Origin of the sequence: Methyloprofundus sedimenti (assembly GCF_002072955.1) — a bacterium.
GTDB classification, from domain to species: Bacteria; Pseudomonadota; Gammaproteobacteria; order Methylococcales; family Methylomonadaceae; genus Methyloprofundus; species Methyloprofundus sedimenti.
In genome coordinates this window covers 2,386,082-2,405,348 of record NZ_LPUF01000001.1, presented here as the reverse complement: position 1 = coordinate 2,405,348, position 19,267 = coordinate 2,386,082, and the positions used below count along the sequence as shown (strand labels likewise).

14 protein-coding genes and 1 pseudogene are annotated in these 19,267 nt (G+C 41.1%); 13 read left to right on the top strand and 2 right to left on the bottom strand.

All coding sequences use genetic code 11. The features are described 5' to 3' along the window. Positions 1-652 precede the first annotated feature (652 nt). From AU255_RS10645 to putA, 13 genes and pseudogenes are all read left to right on the top strand, one after another. Positions 653-3,403 (top strand): hypothetical protein, encoded by a 2,751-nt coding sequence (locus AU255_RS10645; protein ID WP_080522844.1) that lies wholly within the window; start codon positions 653-655, stop codon positions 3,401-3,403. A gap of 920 nt (positions 3,404-4,323) precedes the next feature. Further along, entirely contained in the window at positions 4,324-4,569 is a 246-nt protein-coding gene (locus AU255_RS10640) for a hypothetical protein (RefSeq protein ID WP_080522843.1), read from the top strand. A 19-nt stretch (positions 4,570-4,588) separates the two neighbouring features. Further along, a complete protein-coding gene (locus AU255_RS10635; protein WP_080522842.1) occupies positions 4,589-5,866 on the top strand; it encodes a hypothetical protein in 1,278 nt (425 codons plus the stop codon). Continuing rightward, positions 5,866-6,507 carry a hypothetical protein gene (locus tag AU255_RS10630; protein WP_233144616.1) on the top strand — a complete coding sequence of 214 codons (642 nt, stop codon included), beginning with the start codon at positions 5,866-5,868 and terminating at the stop codon, positions 6,505-6,507. The genes AU255_RS10635 and AU255_RS10630 overlap by 1 nt, the downstream gene beginning before the upstream one ends. A gap of 2 nt (positions 6,508-6,509) precedes the next feature. Further along, positions 6,510-7,499: a hypothetical protein gene (locus AU255_RS10625; protein WP_080522841.1), complete on the top strand. Its 990-nt coding sequence runs from the start codon at positions 6,510-6,512 to the stop codon at positions 7,497-7,499. 2 nt (positions 7,500-7,501) lie between these two features. Next, complete coding sequence (locus AU255_RS10620; RefSeq protein ID WP_080522840.1) at positions 7,502-8,383, top strand: hypothetical protein; 882 nt, start codon at positions 7,502-7,504, stop codon at positions 8,381-8,383. Positions 8,384-8,404: 21 nt separating this feature from the next. Continuing rightward, a complete protein-coding gene (locus AU255_RS10615; RefSeq protein WP_080522839.1) occupies positions 8,405-9,445 on the top strand; it encodes a 4Fe-4S binding protein in 1,041 nt (346 codons plus the stop codon). A 44-nt stretch (positions 9,446-9,489) separates the two neighbouring features. After that, the gene (locus AU255_RS10610) at positions 9,490-10,857 is read left to right on the top strand and encodes a multiheme c-type cytochrome (protein ID WP_158083103.1); all 1,368 of its coding nucleotides are present in this window, start codon (positions 9,490-9,492) and stop codon (positions 10,855-10,857) included. A 1-nt stretch (position 10,858) separates the two neighbouring features. Continuing rightward, on the top strand, positions 10,859-11,683 hold the full coding sequence (locus AU255_RS10605) for a hypothetical protein (RefSeq protein WP_080522837.1): 825 nt from the start codon (positions 10,859-10,861) through the stop codon (positions 11,681-11,683). A 158-nt stretch (positions 11,684-11,841) separates the two neighbouring features. After that, positions 11,842-14,472, top strand: coding sequence for a cytochrome c3 family protein (locus AU255_RS10600; protein ID WP_158083102.1), 2,631 nt, complete (start codon positions 11,842-11,844; stop codon positions 14,470-14,472). 210 nt (positions 14,473-14,682) lie between these two features. Then, positions 14,683-14,784, top strand: a pseudogene (locus AU255_RS21415) (IS1595 family transposase); the annotation flags it as partial. A 173-nt stretch (positions 14,785-14,957) separates the two neighbouring features. Then, positions 14,958-15,047 (top strand): transposase, encoded by a 90-nt coding sequence (locus tag AU255_RS21410; RefSeq protein WP_408606482.1) that lies wholly within the window; start codon positions 14,958-14,960, stop codon positions 15,045-15,047. A gap of 231 nt (positions 15,048-15,278) precedes the next feature. Next, a complete protein-coding gene (gene putA / locus AU255_RS10590; protein ID WP_080522835.1) occupies positions 15,279-18,395 on the top strand; it encodes a bifunctional proline dehydrogenase/L-glutamate gamma-semialdehyde dehydrogenase PutA in 3,117 nt (1,038 codons plus the stop codon). Between the two features lies 1 nt (position 18,396). Here putA and AU255_RS10585 read toward each other — a convergent pair whose 3' ends face one another. Together AU255_RS10585 and AU255_RS10580 are read right to left on the bottom strand one after the other, a co-directional pair. Continuing rightward, a complete protein-coding gene (locus tag AU255_RS10585; protein WP_080522834.1) occupies positions 18,397-18,900 on the bottom strand; it encodes a YgjP-like metallopeptidase domain-containing protein in 504 nt (167 codons plus the stop codon). Positions 18,901-18,918: 18 nt separating this feature from the next. Beyond that, positions 18,919-19,200: a DUF5710 domain-containing protein gene (locus AU255_RS10580; RefSeq protein ID WP_080522833.1), complete on the bottom strand. Its 282-nt coding sequence runs from the start codon at positions 19,198-19,200 to the stop codon at positions 18,919-18,921. Positions 19,201-19,267: the final 67 nt, after the last annotated feature.

Below are 19,267 nucleotides of genomic sequence, written 5' to 3'. Positions count from 1 at the left end.
CATCTAAAACGTTACGGTTAGTTCAGTCGCATAATATAGTGAGCTTAAAAGTAGCTGCTTTATTTTTCTCCTCCACATTCACATAATTTAACTCTCGCTAACTCACAAAGAGAAATATCGAGATGTCTTTGCGCTCACTCTAAACCTTTTAATTAAACATTGTTATAAGGCTTGAACTACCGAGCCATTTAGCTTGCCAGCTGAATTTTGGAAAAAGAGTTTCTACTGATTTAAATAAAAGTCAGTCTTAATATAAGTACACGATGCAGCATAAAGGTAATTGATAATTCCAAGTGATAATTTAAAAAACATACAAATAAACAATGACTTGTAGTCTTAAACTTGCAGTAAATGTTACAAAATATTTATGAAAATATCCTTTGTATGTGATTACGTATTCAGGATGGCCATGTATGGCTTAATTATTGCTTGGGTCGAGGTTAGCATGTTTTTTTTCAACAAAAGCATGTTTTTTTAAAGGCTAAGATATTTCAACTTTTGAATGATAACAAAGTGTGTGGGTTTTATTTTTTGGGGGGTACTCTCAGGCTGTTTTAAATAACAGGAACTTAATGCTCTGGTTAAAGTTCAACGATTGCTAAGCTTTGCGTTACTAAAAAGAACCTGAATTTCACTTACCTGGAGGGGACTTATGAAATCAACAAAACCTCATGGAAAGCAGCAATGGCTCATTAATCTGAGTTGTTTGTATCTACTTTTCATGTTTACTAACAGTTACGCGGTGATGAACGCGTTTGATAAGCCTGTTAATCACCCACCGATCCCTTTGCTCGATGAGCAGGGTAATCATGTACTGGAATCTAATAATCCGTATAGCCCGAAAAAAAGTTGTGCGGGGAGTGGCTGTCATGATTATGAGGCCTTAACGCATGCATTTCATTTCCAGCAAGGACGCGATGAAGCCAGTGATACTTATGGCGCTACACGCGGTTTACCACATCTGGTCTCTCCTGGCTATTACGGTGGCTATAACTGTATGGGGGGCGATACGCCAACCGTTTTAGCCAAAAAAACCAACTCGAATCCATTGGATTTTGCAGACTATGGTTCTGCGCATCAGGTCAAAAACTGCATGTCTTGTCATGTTGGTGGAGGCTGGGCTGAAAGAGACCGTGATGGCATTCGCTATGATGAAAAAAAGATCGAAGATATTGCCCTCAATGATGGCGATTACTATGAACGTGAAGTTGATAGCGTCACCGGAGAACAAACTTTAGTGCTCTGGGACTGGAAAAAAAGTGGCGTTGGTGAAGCAGACTGTATGTTCTGTCATGTAGACATTTCTAATTTAAAAATTCCAGAAGATAGCGGCCTTACAACACTCATTCCGTCTCCCAGGACTGCCCGTTCACAATTTGCTAGTAAAGGCTTTTTTCGCCAGGCAGCATCAGGTCTAATGGAATTAGTCGTTGATAAAGACGGTAAAAACCTGGTGACCGTAGCCAGATCAATGCAAGGTGGAGAACATGCGGCTCATGGTGGTGGCGCCGCAACGATGCAGCCTACACTAGATGAAAAAGGTATGCCTATTTTTAACTGGCATGCCGATGCCTTTGATGAAAACGGCAGAACTACCATTCCTATGTTACGCTTTCCTGCTAACGAAAATTGCATGGATTGTCACTTAACCAGTAATTCACGTCGCGGTTTTTACGGTTTCGGTGATGCTGCAGCTGCAACGCTGACCGAAGCAGGTCAAGATGCTGCTGATGGTACTTTGGTGGATGATTATCAGGACGATGTACATAAAGGCAAAAGCTACACCGATGACAATGGCCAAACCCGTGATATTGAAAATTGTAATTCTTGTCATGCGAAGCAGTATTTCAAGTCGCCACTAGCTAATGTTGATTTAGACGCTAATCATGATTTCCCAAAAGGGAACTCAGACAATGATGTGCGCAATGATTTAGACTATGCGCCTAATGCAAAATCCTGTGAAGCGTGCCATATCAACTCAAAAAATGCGGTTGTTCCTTCAGGTCACGACACCTTACTGGATGCTCACCGTGAACTATGGAAAGCGAGTGGCGATATGGCGGGCTATAGTAAAGAGTCCTTAACAAAAATAACCAAAACTCACTTTGATGTAGTTTCTTGTCAGGCGTGTCATATCAATAATAAGAAAAGTCGTGGTACACCTATTCAGTTAATGTATCGTTACCGCATTGCTGCAAATGGCAAGTCAACCATGGTACCTTATAACCCTAGAGTTCGCAGTTACTGGCAAGATAAAGTAAGCAAGCGCATATTGGCAAAATACGAGCTTCTTGTCGTTAAGGAAATTCTTGAAGATGCTGAAGGCAATCCTTATGGCAATATTAAAAATGTCATTACCGGCGAATCACTGGGTACACTTCCGGTTAAACTGGTTGCCGGCCATGGTGGCGGTGCGCCCTCACCAACCGTACTTCCTCCTGAAACTTATGAGCAGTATGTTGCGCTAAAAAAAGCTTATGATGCTTTACTCACTCAAAAAGGCTACAAAAACCCTGATACAGCTGAAGTGTTGAGCGAATCAAATGAGTATATTATTTCTCATAATACGCGCCCATCACCTGACTCAGTGCAGTGTGAGGAATGCCATGAACGTAAACAAAGTGGTGCATTTAGTGCATTGATTTCACCCAAAGGTATTCTCGGTGAGGCTAATTCACAAGTAATTAGAACCATTCCTGATCCACGTCTGGTAGAAGAAGGACTTTATAAGCTAGACTTGTCTTATATGAAACTACAGGCTAATGGTGATATTACTGAGAATGTTTCAGATGTTCTGTTTGAGACCAAAATTGATCCCTTTATGAGTCGTCTGAAAAACTCCAGCGCTTCCGAGATTATCGGTGAGTTCAAAAAGTTTAATACAGACAGCCTGCTACACGCTCTTGGACCGGAGCTTGGCGGCTTAATGGCTCCAGATCTTCCTAGCACTGATACTTTCGTGTTTCAAGTTAATAAAGGTAACTTTAACTTAAGAAACATGGCGGCGGCAATTGACGGTAATACTGTTAATAACATCCTGTTCCCGACTTATCGCGGTGCTTTAGGATTAATAAATGGCGCGGAAGATGCCGCGCAAGGCATCCTGGATGCACGTTCTTATGGGAAATTGCGCTCCAATGTATATTTCTTTGATATACGTGATAGCAGTAAAAAGCATGTGGATAGCTATAATGGGGTGCCAATGTTTATTAAAGTCGCTTATAAAGGTACTAAAACCAATCTAAGCGATATTAATGTCATTATGGCTAACTGGGCATTGAATTCTGTCTACAAAGCACTTGAGTCGGATCTGTTAATGATAGTGCCTGCTAGCGATGATGAAGAAGGTTATGTCATCTTTAAAACAACTGAACCAGGCTATTTTGTTATTGCGGATAAATAATAACGATCTAGCTTAAATCGCCTGAGTTTTATTATCAGGCATTAAAAAAGAAGGGGGGGGTATTTTACTTCCCCTTTTTTTATGCTTTCAATCTATGGGAGAACAGTTAGTGCTATGGGTGTCTTTTGTTAAAAAAGGGCACTTTTCGAAGGTAAACTGAACTAAAAATAAAGTAAGGCAAATGCCTTAGGTTTGTCGGGTAGTTGCGGCATTTAGCCTGTTAATTATGTATTAATTAGGGCGGTTTGCGACTAGCTATTTTTTATTTCAATAGATTTTATTATTTTAAGGTATTGAATTAATAGTAATATTTTCTCAAAATACATAAATTATTTACAGGTATGTATTTTTGGCATGGATGGTGCTTTATATGTTGTGTTGGTATTGATGTAGGGACTGTATCAATTTCAATAGAAGGAATTTATTCGAGAGGGTATTTTCCTGTTTGACTGGACGTTAAACTGACTAGGAGTGGCGCAAATGGATCTGTGTTTGATATGGATTTTGATTTAGGATAGTGCAGGGCGGGATGCTCAATGCAGGGATTAAGGAACTGTTTAGGAAAGCAGTATAGGCAAGGAGGCAAAGGATTGCCGAATCAAAGTAAAGGGATAAGCTTTGGCTTTTTAGGATAATAAAGGAAATAAGGAGTTTCACTAGGGAATAGGGGAACAAAATATAGTGCAGGGATGCAACCAGGGGCAAGTAAAAATAGTTTTACAAGGAAGCCTTAGCCAAAAATAAAATGTCTAACTTATGGTTTGATAAGGATATATTTAGCGAAGCTAGTTACTAGAATGGTTATTTTGTTAAGCATCAGACTTATCATTCTCGCGAATTCTCGCTTGTGAGAGTCTATTTTCTGGGGAGCGCCTGTAGTTTAGGCGCTCCTTTTGTTGTTTAAGAGGGAAGGTAAATTAATGAAAAAAGTAGGTGATTTAAGTGAGAGTGTGAAAAGTGATGCATCCATAACACGTCTTAATCAAAGTATTCCCTGGTTGTTTGGTGCAGGTATCGCGGCGGGGCATTTGTTAACTGCATCGAGCTGTACTCTTCCACAACAAGGGCGTTGTGCTGTTTGTGGTGGGTGTGTGGTGGCTTTAGGATCACTGGTCGGTTGGGCCATGATAAAAAAACGTCAAGGCGACGACTTTTATAATCACTAAGGCTGAAGAATTTATTTGCATGAAGGCCGTTCCTTTTTTTTTATCAACTGTATTGTTATTACCTATGCCCAGTGCGAATAGTGCCTGGAACTGGAATGGTACTGTAAAGGCAAAAGTTCAAGGCGATAATCGTTATACTCGTTACACGGATGATTCTCAGGTTTTTGGTGAAGTGTGGGGTAGTTTTGTCGCATTTGATAATGAAAGTTGGCGGACATCCTTAGATTTTGTTGCCAGGCAGAGTAGTTTATTTGGGTTTGAGGGTGATATTTATCAACTTGTTATTGAAAAACTGATAGAACAATGGGATACCACCATACAAGCTGGACGTTTTCAACGTTCGGATAGTTTAGGGTTTTATAGCCTGGATGGCGTCGCGGTGCGCTATCAGCTACCTAACCAGGGTTTAACATTTAATGTTTATGGTGGTAGACCAACACGTCAGGAGGATGTACGTACTGTTCAAGGTGACTGGCTCTATGGACTTGAGCTAATGAGTAATCAGCAACTCGATTGGGATAATAGGATCTTGCCGATTAAAACCTGGTTGTTTCGCTTTGGCTTTCAGCAATTCCATGATGAGCATACTTCAACCCGCTTAACTATGGCTAATACCATCGAAGGGGAGTTTGAACAAAGTTACCTGCATGCGTATGAACTTTCTTTCATGGCAACATTAGAAACAAATACGGGTGTTTTTGAAGAAGTATACAGTAGCTTATTACTGGATATTACTGAAGCAAGTCGCATCCGCGTCAGCTATTCATTATATGAGCCAAAAATCCCTTATCCTACGTTTAAAGAAAAGTTTTACAGCGATTATCATCAAGGGCGTCAGGATCTAGTAAGAGTCAGTTATGATCAGGAACTGACCGAGACATTTTCCTATCATATCGGTGGTAAGCGGGCAGCCAGAAATGAAGGGGAAGATATTGGCTACGGATTTGATGCGGGTGTGCGGAGTCATTATTTTAGAAACTTTGTGCTCAGTGGCGATTTTGATATGCTCGAATTTGGGACCAGTAGTAGTTATAACCTGTACTTTAGTTCTGAATACTCTTTATCAAGAAAATCTTTATTGGTTTTGGATCTAGCGTATTCACTGGATGAGAGCCCCCTTTATGGTCAGAATAAAGCAGCAGGAACGCAGTTGGGCTATCGGTATAAATTATTCAGTGATGTTTTTATCGATATATCGGGTAGTTATATTGTTAATTCCCGCTTAGATAATGAATATCAGGCAGGCTTGCAAGCGACCTGGTATTTCGATAATTTTCAGCCAAAGGCCAAGTTGTAATGCGTTGGATTATTTATAGTTTGTTATTGTCTCTGAGTATGGTTTGCGTTGCAGCAGAACAGCCCTTCATTCCTACCGTGCCAGGTCAGGAAAAGCAGAGCCAGGATCCGAAAGATAATAAGAAAGAAGCAACCTGGTGGGAAAAACGAGATCAACGCAGTGATATTTATTATCCGCATAAAGTGCATTATGAAGTCATGAAAGAGGAAGGGGATAGTTGTTTACTTTGCCACGCTTTTCAGAAAAATGATGAACATGATGAAACCAAACGTAAGCCGCTTAATACGGTTGCCAATGAGCCGCTTGAGGCCATTTGCCATGATTGTCATGTGACTGAATTACGAGGACCGTGGCGTTGTAACCTTTGCCATGATGATCCCAAAAAAATCTGGCCAGCCGATCATAACTCTGGCTACATCCAGAATCATCAGGAGGATAGTAAGCAAGATACCGCGATATGTGAAACGTGTCATTTAGACCAGAAGTTTTGTACGAATTGCCATTTCCGGCGGGATACACTTAATCGCTCTTATCATCCTTTAAACTATATAAATCGACATGGTTTAGAAGCGCGCATGATGCCTGCTAATTGCGCACAATGCCATAACTCATTTTATTGCCAGGATTGTCATAATCAATAATTATGCGTAAATATCGTTCATTATTTATCGAAATTTTTTTCTTGGCGAGTTTGTTAATGGCCAGTCAAACGCTTTATGCGCGTGATGTTTCACTGGCAAATAATCAAATCTTATTAACTAAAACTCATGGCAGTGATGGTAGTGCCTGGGGGCAAAGTGATTGTGCAGCCTGTCATGTAAGGCGCAATATTCACCGCACTGTTCCAGAGATACGTGACATTGTTTTACAGACCGGTTATGCAAGTTGTACGGGGTGCCATGGTCAGAATGGAACGTCAGCGCCAAGAAAGTGTGTGCTTTGCCATAATTCTGCATTATTGCCTAAAAACCCGATAATGAATGAGATTAAAAACCATAATTTTAACGTGGATAAAGACAGTATTCTAGCTGATTCGGAATGTATCGCCTGTCATGATAGCTCTGATATGGATGGTAAATTTGAAGCCAGTGTGGATTTAACACACTTCATCAATCAACGGGGTCTGGATTTACCATACAGTAATCAAACCGAGTTTTGTTTACGTTGTCATAATCAGGATAAACAGCAGCCGGGTTATGAAATGACGCCACGATTCTTGCGTGATCCGCTGGTTATGATGGAAAAAAATTATCGATATATTGATAAGCATGGTTATCCTAAAGGGAGTGGAGAGCGTACTTATGCAGGTTTACGAGACAGCGGATATCAATATGGCAGCTTAGTGGAATGTACTGACTGTCATGCAATGCACGGTACTCATAATGAAAAATTGATCATTGATCGTAGTGATACGGGCGCTTTTTTATTACCCCCACAAGTACGCTCGCAACCGGTTTTTATTGATGTAGAAAATGGCAACTATGCGCAACATTGTGTTGTTTGTCATGAGTCAGAGTTTCAGGTAGAAGAGTCAGATGAAGATACAGGTAATGGATTGAGTGGTGTGCATCAGGTCGGTGGATCTTGTCTCGATTGCCATGTGCATGGCATGGCTGTACAAACAGGGCTTTAAGGGTGCATGATAAAATTATTCGTGTTTTTATTCTTTTTGGTTTCGCAACGGTTGTGTTTGCAGAAGAGAAACCTGAATTACCCCCTTTTCATCATATTGTCGGTGTTAAACCATCAAAGGCGATTGAGGTGCCTGAAAAGTTTAAATTAGGGGAGCAGGGTGAATTAATTTGCGCTACCTGTCATGGACTAAAGGATATTGATAAAACATCTGTTGAGAAAGTAGACAAAAATTCAGTAGATTTTTTGATCGGTGGCAGTTATAGACGTATTACCGGCTTTTGTTATCGCTGTCATGATGAGGAAAAAACGCAACGAGACAATATTCATGTCATGCTGGATTCGCAAGGTGAAATTAAAAAGAAAAATTGTACTTTTTGCCATGAAGAAGTGCCGGATCGAGATAAAAAACTAGAGTCTTCAGAACTAAAGTTACGTGTGTCGATGCAGAAAATTTGCTATGGCTGTCATTTAAAAGACCCTCATTTTAATTCTGTCGAACATCAGGTTAAGCCCGCGCAAAAGGAGATGCTGGAGCGTATTCATAAGCACAGTAAAGAATTGAATATTCTGGTACCGCTTAGCGAAAAAGAAGAAGTTATTTGTATCAGCTGTCATACACCACATCAATATGGGGTGATTGATCCTGAAAAACCAGCGGGTAATCAAGTCGTTATTGAGGATCTAGAAAAAGGTATCGAGTATGAAGAGCACCCCTGGAATGAAGTGTTTTCAGCGGATAAGGATGCCCGGTTACAAGCGTTTAACCAGTTACATAATATGAATGTTCAATTCTCTTATCAGCGCATTACTCAGGAGGCTTTATTACGCTTGCCTGCTAAGGATGGTCAATTGTGTCTGGTTTGTCATGATTTTAAAGATTAAAACAACAAAAAAGGAAGAGTGATGCAAGTCATAAACGATATAAAAGCAATCCCTAAAGTTCAGAAGTACCGATATTTTCTGATAATTCTAGCGAGTGCGAGTATGCTCGGCCCCCTGGCTTTTTTGCCACAGTTAGTCGGTAGCGATGATTTGTGCGGGTCTTTATGCATGCGCCGCTTTTATTTATATTTTCCAGGCATGAGCTGGGAGGATTTTTTCGTGCATGTGAATGCAGCTGCTATCGGGGTGATGGCATTTAGCCTGATTATGCTGACGACTTTATTTTTTGGACGGATGTGGTGTGGTTATCTATGCCCAGTGGGTGGTTTGGCTGAATTAAGCTCACGGATGCTGAATGATCGCTGGAAAATAGAATTTCGTTCCTTACCTCAGGTACAAATTCGTTACGGTTATTTTGGTTTTTTTCTTGTAGCTATGCCGGCTTTAGGTATCAGTGCCTGTAGTTTATGTAATTTCATCACCATCCCTCGATTAATAGAAGCCATGAGTGGTGAGTATCGAGGCATGGTTTTTCTGGTTTCGAGTGTTGGTATGGTGAATCTGGGTTTATTGCTACTACTGGGTGTCTTTGCCAGTAAAGGCAGAGCGTACTGTCAGTTTATGTGTCCTATTGGAGCAGCAGATGGACTTGTGAATCGCATTGGTGCCAATTTTCCGTTTGCACGTCGTATTCGAGTGGCGAAAGAGCGTTGTACCGGCTGTAATATTTGTGCTCGTAATTGTATGTGTGGAGCTATTAAGATGGTCGATAAAATTGCCACTGTAGATCAAGTCTCATGCATGTCTTGTCATGAATGTGTTGATGTCTGTGACTGGAACGCTCTGGCATGGACAACACCTCCTAGTCATAAAGTGAATGAACCCAAACGGATTAAAAAGAATACTGAAATTTTCCCATTACCTAATTGGCAGGCCATACATTTTGATGTTAATAAAGGAGGGGATACAAAAGCTGGGCCCGCGGTCAGTTGGGTCAGTGTGGTCAATGCGATGATTTTACTAACCGTCATATCAATTGTGATTGTTGGTTCCTTTTTATAATACATTAGTAGATTAGGGTTGTCGTAGGCGTGTTTCGTATTTTTTTGTTCACATTGTTTTTCGTACAGGGTCACGAGCAGGTTTATGCTAATTCACGATATAGTGACCCTGATGGGTGTTTGTCTTGTCATGCTTATAAAGGGCTAGATTATATAGATGAATTTGGGGTTATGCGCAGCGCTACGATTGATAGTAGTCACTATGCGAGCTCCTTGCATGGTAGTGTGCCATGCAAAGATTGCCATCGGGAGGTAGTCGATTATCCGCATGAAGTAGAAAATACGGAAGCGGATTGTAGTGAGTCTTGCCATATTGAAGAGCCTTCGAAAGGGGTTAAATACTCGCATGATGTCATTCATGAAGAAATGGTTAAATCAGTTCATGAAGGGGGCTGGTATAAAGGCTTAACTGGCGGCAATCGACTGGAAGAGATTGAAACTGAACAAGACCCTTCTTGTCGTCGCTGTCATAGTAATACCCTCTATATTGCTGAAACACAGTTAGAGCAATTCAAAGCTGATTTTGATCATGCCGAAACCGAGTGTGGTAACTGTCATCAAGGCCAGGCCTGGATGGGACAATTTGGTGGGCATATTTTAAGGAGACTGGTGGGGCGGCGCTGGAATAACCAGGAAAATAATGACATGTGTATTGCCTGCCATGGTGATCTGGATAAAATGCGCGATGTTGAACAAGAAGATCCAGAGACTTTGGAAAAACACTCTCCGAGTGACCGCTTCGTGCATAGTGCAGACAGCTATGCCAAGACTCTGCATGGACGTTTAATAGTCGATGGTTCCGCGTATGGTGCTTCGTGTATCGATTGCCATTCACCTGAAGGCTGGAAGCATGAAATACGTGCTTTTACTGACCCTCAGTCTGCGTCACATCCGGATAATTTACCGAAAACCTGTGGCCAATCGGATTGTCATGGTTATGCTAAAAAACCGGGTAATGAAGGCTTTACCCTGACCGATATGCATGACATGTCATTGCTCAGTTTAACACGAATGCATAAGCCGTTTCAGGCAGAGGCCTTGTTTGAATCAAAGTGGTTCTGGAGTAGTTGGCCCTTGTTATTGGCCGGTTTGGTTTTTGCAATAAGTAGTGCGATCTGGTGGATAGGTTTTCGTCATGTCAAGAAAATCATTCCCATTGTCGGTGGTGATCGTTTTGAGCGCGTTATGATAGGGCGTAAATCGAAAGCGAAGCGTAAGACTGCAGCGAAAGGTGCTGCAGTAAAAAAAGCGCCTAAACCGAGAGCCGAGGTGACTGAGAAAGCAGTTATCGCTGAAACTGGGGCTACTCAAGTATCAGGTGATACAAAGCAAAAAGAAAAGTCAGAAGCTTCAGGTGAAAGTAATGCTAAACAGCTAAAAACCAATATTAATCAAGAAGATAATGGAGTCTAGCATGGTTGGTAGAATAGTATTGGTTATGCTGCTATGCAGTATCTCAAATGTTTTATGGGCAGAAGGCTTATACCTGCAAACGCTAAATAATACCCAACTGACTGAAGAGCAGAGACAGAAATCACTCAAGCAAGTGACAGAACATAAACAGATTGTTTTAAGAGGAGAGCTGGAAGTGCCTCCGTTTCATAAGCGCGGTAAAGAAGATGCTTCTCTGGGAAATAGCTTTTGTACAACTTGTCATCTTTCTCCTCCACATACAAAAAGTATACGCAGTCGTACATTTATGAATATGCATACTCAGTATATCGCTTGTGAAACCTGCCATTTTCGGCCTGAGAACGTACAGTTAAGTTATCAATGGCAAGATACCCGTGATGCAAGTATTGTTACTCCCAAGCCAAAATTATTTCGTCAGGCTGTGGAAGCTGAGAATAAAGACACGAGCTTACCTGAAAAAAAAGTGATCACCAAAGATACTTATGTAATTAACTCTTTTTATAAAATAACTCCGTTTTATCAGCAGCAAGCCATCGGTTTGCGTAACGATAACGCGTTTGCAGAAGAAACCAGAAAACTTTGGCAACAAGAAGGGAGCGCTTTGGAACTAAAGGCAGAGCGCAGGGCTTTGATACACGCCCCTTTAACTGAAAAAGGGCCAAAGTGTGAGGCTTGTCATAACGAGAAGAATCCGTTACTTGATCTTGCTGAGTTAGGAGCGACAAGATATCAGTTACAAAAAATTCAGAATAATATTGTGACTCAGTTTTTCAGTCGTTATAAGGATGAAGAACAGCGTATCCGGATCATGAGTTTATTAAAATAATGCTGAGTAACTTAAAAAGTAAGATTGTATTTCAAACTCTGGTAAAGAAGGTCTTGCACTTGTTTTTACCACTGTTTGTTTTTTTTTGCAGGCTGTTGGCGGCAATTTTCCTTATATTGCTGCCAACACAAGTTGTCTCAGCCGCTCAGCAAATTCCCATGGCTAAAGAGCGTATAGAGATACAATCGAATTTCAACCAGCCCAGTGATATTGTCAGTGACGCACAAGGTTTGCTTTATGTACTAGATGGGTTAAATTCGCGAATTGTTGTTTTATCAACTGAAGGTCAATTAATACGGGAGATCAATACAGCAAAGACCAAACATCGCTTTGACCGGGCAATGGCGCTGGCTATTGATAACAACGTGTTATACGTTGCAGATACGTTACAACATAAAATCAGCTGTTTTTCCTTACAGGGAAAATGGTTAGGCGATTTTAATTTAACGGCACCAGTGTCACTAGAAGCAGAAGATGGTTCAAAAGTGCAAGAGACAAAGGAACCTAAATCTTTATCCGCATTACCCGAGCCCGTCTCTCTACTGGTTCGAGAGAATGAACTGATTTATGCAGACCGTCGTTGGCATCGTATCTGTTATTTAGAATTATCGGGTGGAAAAGAAAAACACTGTGTAGGTGAACGCGGTGAAATGGAAGGACAGTTTCAGTTCCCGTTTCAAATTGCACAAGACCGGGATGGTTATTTGAATGTTGTCGATGTGTTGAATGCCAGGGTGCAAGTGTTCGATCGAGGGGGGCGCTATTATTCACAAACAGGTCGTTTTTCTCTGGATAAAATGTACCGGCCTAATGGTAATGTTTTTGATGCACTGGATTATCAATATATAAGTGATAGTTATTTAGGGACGATCAGTCTTTATTATCAAGGACGTTTTTTAGGGTTATTACAAGATATGACCGGGCAAGTTATTAAATTGACCACACCGTCTCGATTATTTTACGATCCCTCTGGGTATCTCTATGTAGTAGACTCTCAGGCTAATCTAATACAAAAAATACAACTTGGCTATCAGGTTTTAGTCTCGCTACCTGAACAACAAAAAGAAATATCACGAAAGAACTGTGTTGTCTGTCATTTTAGCTGGGGAAATAATGACGATGTCACTAAAATGCTTGATTCCGAGAACGTTTTGCCTGTTGCGTCGGTTAATATGTGTTACAGCTGTCATCATGGAGCGGTTTTTGATTCCCGGCAAGCCATTCCATTCGGTCATCAACATCCTACTGTTTATGACACGCAAGAAAAAAAACAGACGTATTACAAAGAACCCTTGCGTAAGGATAAAATCCCTGAATTATACCCACATAGCGATAAAAATGACCTAAGTTGTACGAGTTGTCATACGCCACATAATGATAATGAACAACCTCAGTCTTTATATGAAGAAAACCATAATGCCTGGTTACGAGGAACGGATTACGGTAGTGAGCAGTGTGAGGCCTGTCATGAGAAAAATACTAAAAAATCGGGTAGGGAAGACGCCGGACAATTTGGCTTGAATCACCCTTTGGGTGTCAAAATGCAAAAACCAGAAAAGAAAGCGCAGCATCTATCCACAGATGATCCACATTTACAAAAAGGGTTGCCTAAAATTCTGCTAGCGGGTGGCGGTGTTTTGGCCAAAGACGATGCAATCGCTTGTCAATCCTGTCATCAAGTACATGAAGGCAAGACCAAAAACCTACTGACTCAGACTGATGAAAATGGCGCGCTTTGCGCAAGTTGTCATAAACGTCAGGCACCTAAGGATGAAAAAGCGGCACGGAAAGCCGGAGTTCACCCAGTGAATGTTGAGCTGGAAGAAGCACTTGAAATCCGTGGCGTAAAAGTTAAAACAGTACAATGCTCAAGTTGTCACAGTGTACATAAAGGAACTCTGGGAACTGCTTTATATACAGACAAAATAAAAGATGCTGAAAAATTATGTCTCGACTGTCATGAACGACAACATGCCAAGGATGAAAAAGACGCGGCTAAAAAAGGCATTCACCCAATGAATCTGGAGCTGGATGAGGTGATAAAAATTGCAGGGGTAGAGGTAAAAAAGATTGGTTGTTTAAGCTGTCATGCTGTGCACTCTGGCAAGCCTAACACACCTGCGTTACTACAGGATCATCGTGATGGTCAGCTATGTGAGAATTGTCATGCTGGCAAGCAGCGGTTGATAGGGACGGATCATGATTTACGTGTCAGCGCGGATGAAACGCAAAACCAGCAGGAAGAAACAGCGCTTCAATCAGGTGCCTGTGGAGCCTGTCATACTTTACATAGGGGTGAAGCAAAAAGCCCATTCCTGTCATCGGTTATAAATACAAAGGTTCAGGCGCGAGATAAAACAGCCCCTGGTTTTAGGATAGATGAAATGTGCATGAATTGTCATCAAAAAGACAGTATAGGCAAAGAAAAACCAATCGCGTTTTACGGGCACCCATATCAGGATATGGTTTTACGTTCTGATGAAAAAGTGATGCCTTTAGTAGAAACCAATCATGAAAAGATCTCCGAATTAGGTGCAATAGCCTGTATTACTTGTCATGACCCGCATAGCTGGAAACCTTTAATAGATTCGAAAGAAAAAGATTACCCAGTTCTAGATTATAAAAAACAGGAAAATATTGAGGGTGATATAAGCAATAGTTTTTTACGTCATAAAGGCGTAGAGAAAACTTTCTGTGTTGATTGTCATGGTATCGAGGCTTTGTCTAAATATAAATATTACCATCACGAAGATAAAGTACGCGGGATTGGAGTAGATTACTTGAAGTAATACGAGGACTAAAGTTGTAGTTGTAATAGCTTTACGGTGTTATTTAAAGACTATGGAACTGAATATCAGGGGGTGAAAGCTTTGTTCAAATGTCTGGACAGAGAGATTTAGTTCTCTTGAGTGCAACAAAGGTAGTTATTGCACATTAAAAAGCACGTAAGCATTGTGATCATCAGACTTCACTAAAAATTGGAACAATTTTTGAACAAACTAACGACATGGTTTATGGCGATGCATTTGATTAGCCAAGCTAAAACGTCGATCTCTTCTTTAGCTTTAATGCATCAACTCAGTGTTTCATACAATACAGCTTGAAGCCTTAAGCAGAAAGTCATGAAAGATTGTGATGACAGTAAGCCATTGAGTGTGGCATTATTCAATTAGACGATATGTGTTATTAGGTGGAGAGGTGTTTACTCACAAGGATCGTAACGGGTGGAGGTCCAGATTGCGTTGTATTAGATGAATTCACATGGGCTAAGATCATGATTGGTAATGTACAAAATGCGTCAATTGGAACTTATCATTCTGTTAGTCAAAAGCACTTGCAACAGTATCTAGCAGAACTCTGCTAGCGTTAATCGATGGTTTCGGTTGGAAGCTATTATTCTTTGATTGGCTTATGTTGCTGTATGATCACCTATCATGCTTATGCAGCTCTAAAAGTTGGCTGAGGCTTTTGGGAAATCAGATAATTGTATGCTCAACAAGTAAACCACCATCATACTTGATGGCTGTCGCCGAGCATTTTAGATTTTATGTCCTGCAAGATAAGTCCATAAACAGCTCACAAGAGTGCTATTTACATGCAGACTATTTTAGAAAACAATCGCCAACGAATAAACCGGCATTATCTTGCGAATGAGCAAAAGCTAATTAAAGCGTTATTGCTTAAATTGCCAGACTATTCCGTAACAGCAATTCACCAACAAGCGCATACTCTGGTTTCAGCCATAAGAGAAAAAAGAGACCAGCAAACGCTAGTGGAAGCATTTTTACACGAGTACCAGCTCAATTCAGATGAAGGTATCGTATTAATGGAAATAGCCGAAGCTTTATTACGCATACCGGACAGCGATACTCAAGATCTGTTTTTACATGAAAAATTAAGCACAGCGGATTGGCAAAAACATCTGCAACACAGTGATTCTTTGCTGGTTAATTTTGCCACTCATACGCTTAACCTCACTGCTAAAATCGAACAACAATTCAAATTCTCTAACATTGCCTATCAATCCGTTTTTTCTCGACTATCTTCTCGTCTAGGATTGCCAGTAATTCGTACGGCATTAACTCAAGCGATGCAGCAGTTAGCCTACCAGTTTGTTATTGCTGAGACGATAGAAGCAGCTTTACACATTGCCAGCCAGCAATCCCGTTATTTATACTCGTTTGATATGCTGGGTGAGGCGGCATTAACTGCAAGTGATACGGAGCGTTATATCAATGCTTATGCACAGGCTATTGCAGCTTTAGCCGGACATGCTAATAGTGATCTATATAAAACTCCGGGGATTTCCATTAAATTGTCTGCATTATGCCCGCGCTATGAAGTGTTTCAGCATACGCAGGCGGTGCACCAAATCAGCAGCAAACTTTTATATCTGGCCAAAAAAGCTCGCACAGCAAATATTAGTGTCACCGTAGATGCCGAAGAGTCCGAACGACTGGAAATGTCATTGGAGGTATTTAGCAGGGTAATATCAGATCCTGAGTTAAAAGGCTGGTCTGGCTTAGGCTTAGCCGTTCAAGCTTATCAAAAAAGAGCGCTTGATACCCTGCATTACCTGGCCGAATTGGCTAAAGTGGAGCAATGCAAAATCCCCGTTCGCCTGGTAAAAGGTGCTTACTGGGATAGTGAAATTAAACGTGCTCAAGTGAACGGCCTGAAAGATTATCCCGTGTTTACGCATAAAACGGCTACTGATCTCTCTTATCTAGCCTGCGCACAGTTTATGCTCTCTCAAGTCGATGTCTTTTACCCTCAGTTCGCTACGCATAATGCACATACTGTTGCTGCTATTATGGAAATGGTTAAGGCTAAGAAACATCCAGGCTATGAATTTCAGCGCTTGCATGGTATGGGTGAGCAACTGTACAGGCAACTGCAGAGGCAAACCAATGGTCAAATCCCTTGTCGTATTTATGCGCCGGTCGGTATGTATCAAGAGTTATTGCCCTATCTGGTCAGGCGCTTACTAGAAAACGGAGCTAATACGTCTTTTATAAATCAGGTCGAAAATACAGATATTAATATTGAAAAACTCATAGCCGACCCTGTTGCCCACTTTAAAAACATAAAACAGTTATCTACAAACTGCGTGTTACCCAGAGATTTATATGGAAAACAGCGTATTAACTCAGCTGGCTTAAACCTATCAGACCTTGAAGTATTATCCGGACTACAGCAATACCTAGAGCCCTTTAAAATACAAACCTGGCACGCTGCACCACTGGTTAATGGTAGAGTGTATGCGGGAATAGAGCAGCAAATAATCAATCCAGCATATAGCCAGCAAATAGTCGGCCATGTAACAGACAGCGATACAAAAGCAATTGCTGATGCAATCAGTATTGCTGCAGATGCAACTCAACACTGGCGTTTATCAGCAGTAAATAAACGCGTAACTTATCTGCTCAAAGCTGCTGAACTATTGGAAGAAAATCGCCTGGAACTGGTTGCTCTCTGTGTGCGTGAAGCCGGGAAAACAATTAAAGATGCACTGGATGAAGTGCGAGAGGCGGTCGATTTTTGTCGCTATTATGCACAATCTGCACAGGAATTATTTGCGCAACCCTTGACCTTGCCTGGACCTACCGGTGAACAAAATCTGCTTTATCAATATGGTCGAGGGGTTTTTGTCTGTATTAGTCCGTGGAACTTCCCGATTGCGATTTTTATAGGACAAGTGACAGCGGCATTAGCCAGTGGCAATACAGTCATTGCCAAACCCGCCAAGCAAACGCCATTGATTGCTATGCGCTGTATTCAACTATTACATCAGGCTGGTATTCCTAAGGATGTATTGCACTTTTTGCCGGGCGATGGGGTGACTGTAGGGCGATATTTATTAAGCGACCAGCGTATTTCAGGAGTAGCATTTACAGGCTCCCTGACGACTGCCCGAGTTATTAATCAGCAACTTGCACAACTTCCCGGTATTATTCCTTTGATTGCTGAAACCGGGGGACAAAATGTGATGATTGCCGATAGCTCAGCACACAGTGAACAACTGATCATGGATGCAGTGCAATCAGCATTTAATAGCGCTGGCCAACGTTGTTCAGCATTGCGGGTTTTATATATCCCTCATGCTAATGCGGATAATATTATTTCGCGGATAATCGGTGTTATGCAGCAACTAGTTGTTGCTGACCCTCAGGACTTTACCACGGATATAGGTCCGGTCATCAGTATGGATGCTGCCAGGCAGTTGAGGGAGCATGTTGAAACTCTGCGTGAGCATGCCAGTATTTTATTTCAAATGCAACTTGATAAGTCGTTAAACAAGGGTTGTTTTTTTCCACCAACACTGATTGAATTAAGCTCGCTAGAGCAGCTGACGAAGGAAAATTTCGGCCCGGTATTACATGTTATTCGTTATCATAGCAATGAACTGGAGCAACTAATTACAGATATCAATTCTAGTGGTTATGGTTTAACAATGGGTATACACAGCCGTATTCACAGCACAATAAACACTCTGGTTAAAAATAGTAAAGTAGGCAACATATATATTAATCGAAATATGATTTCAGCTGTTGTTGGTGTGCAACCTTTTGGCGGTACCGGGCTTTCCGGTACAGGGCCAAAAGCGGGTGGGCCGAATTATTTGCAGAGATTTACTAATGAACAAACACTAACAACAAATACTGCTGCCATAGGCGGCAATGCCGGTTTATTGGCGCAAGATCTAGATTGATTCAGTATAGCTTTCCAGTCATATCAAGATAGGTCAGATAGAGGCGCATATCAAATTCAAGCTGGTGATAGTTTTGCTCCATATGTTGGCATAATTTATAGAATGCCTTGTTGTGCTGTTTCTCCTTGATATGCGCCAATTCATGGACAACGATCATTCTGAGAAATTCAATGGGCACTTTTTTAAATACTGAGCCTATGCGAATTTCATTTTTGGTTTTTAATTTACTACCCTGAACTCTGGCGACAAAAGAATGCAAGCCAAGTGCTTGATGCAATACATCGAGTTTATCATCGTAAACCACTTTACTCAGCGAATCGGATTTGCGTATAAATTGATTTTTTAAATCCACGACATAGATATAAAGCGCTTTATTGCTACTGATATCATGTGCAACCGGGTATTTTTTTAACAGGTACTCCGCTAATTTATCATTGCTGATCAATATCTGTATTTGATCTTTTACTGCAGCAGGATAACCCTTTAAGTATTTTAAAGTGTTCATTTTGTGAGCATACGCTGGTTAATCCCACGGCGGCTCATCACCGTTATAGGCAACAAAGTTTTTATCTTGCGCATGTGTGGTGACGCCCAGAAGTATATTGCTGCCAGAGGCACTAGATTTCGGTTTTTTAGGGCATGATGTTGAAGAGGGGGATTCAGTTTGCCATTTGGCAAAAAGCGTTATGTCCTTATCTGCTGGTGCATACCATTTTTTCTTTGCGGCATCCCATTTTGCACCGAGCGCTTTAGCTGCCTCTTTTTCTGCATAAGGAACATTGAGATATATTTTAGAGTTTAACATTGGGGTTATGTACGGCTGTTACTTATAAAAATGAAGCTGGCTGGCTGAGCTAAATAATGTATTTAGC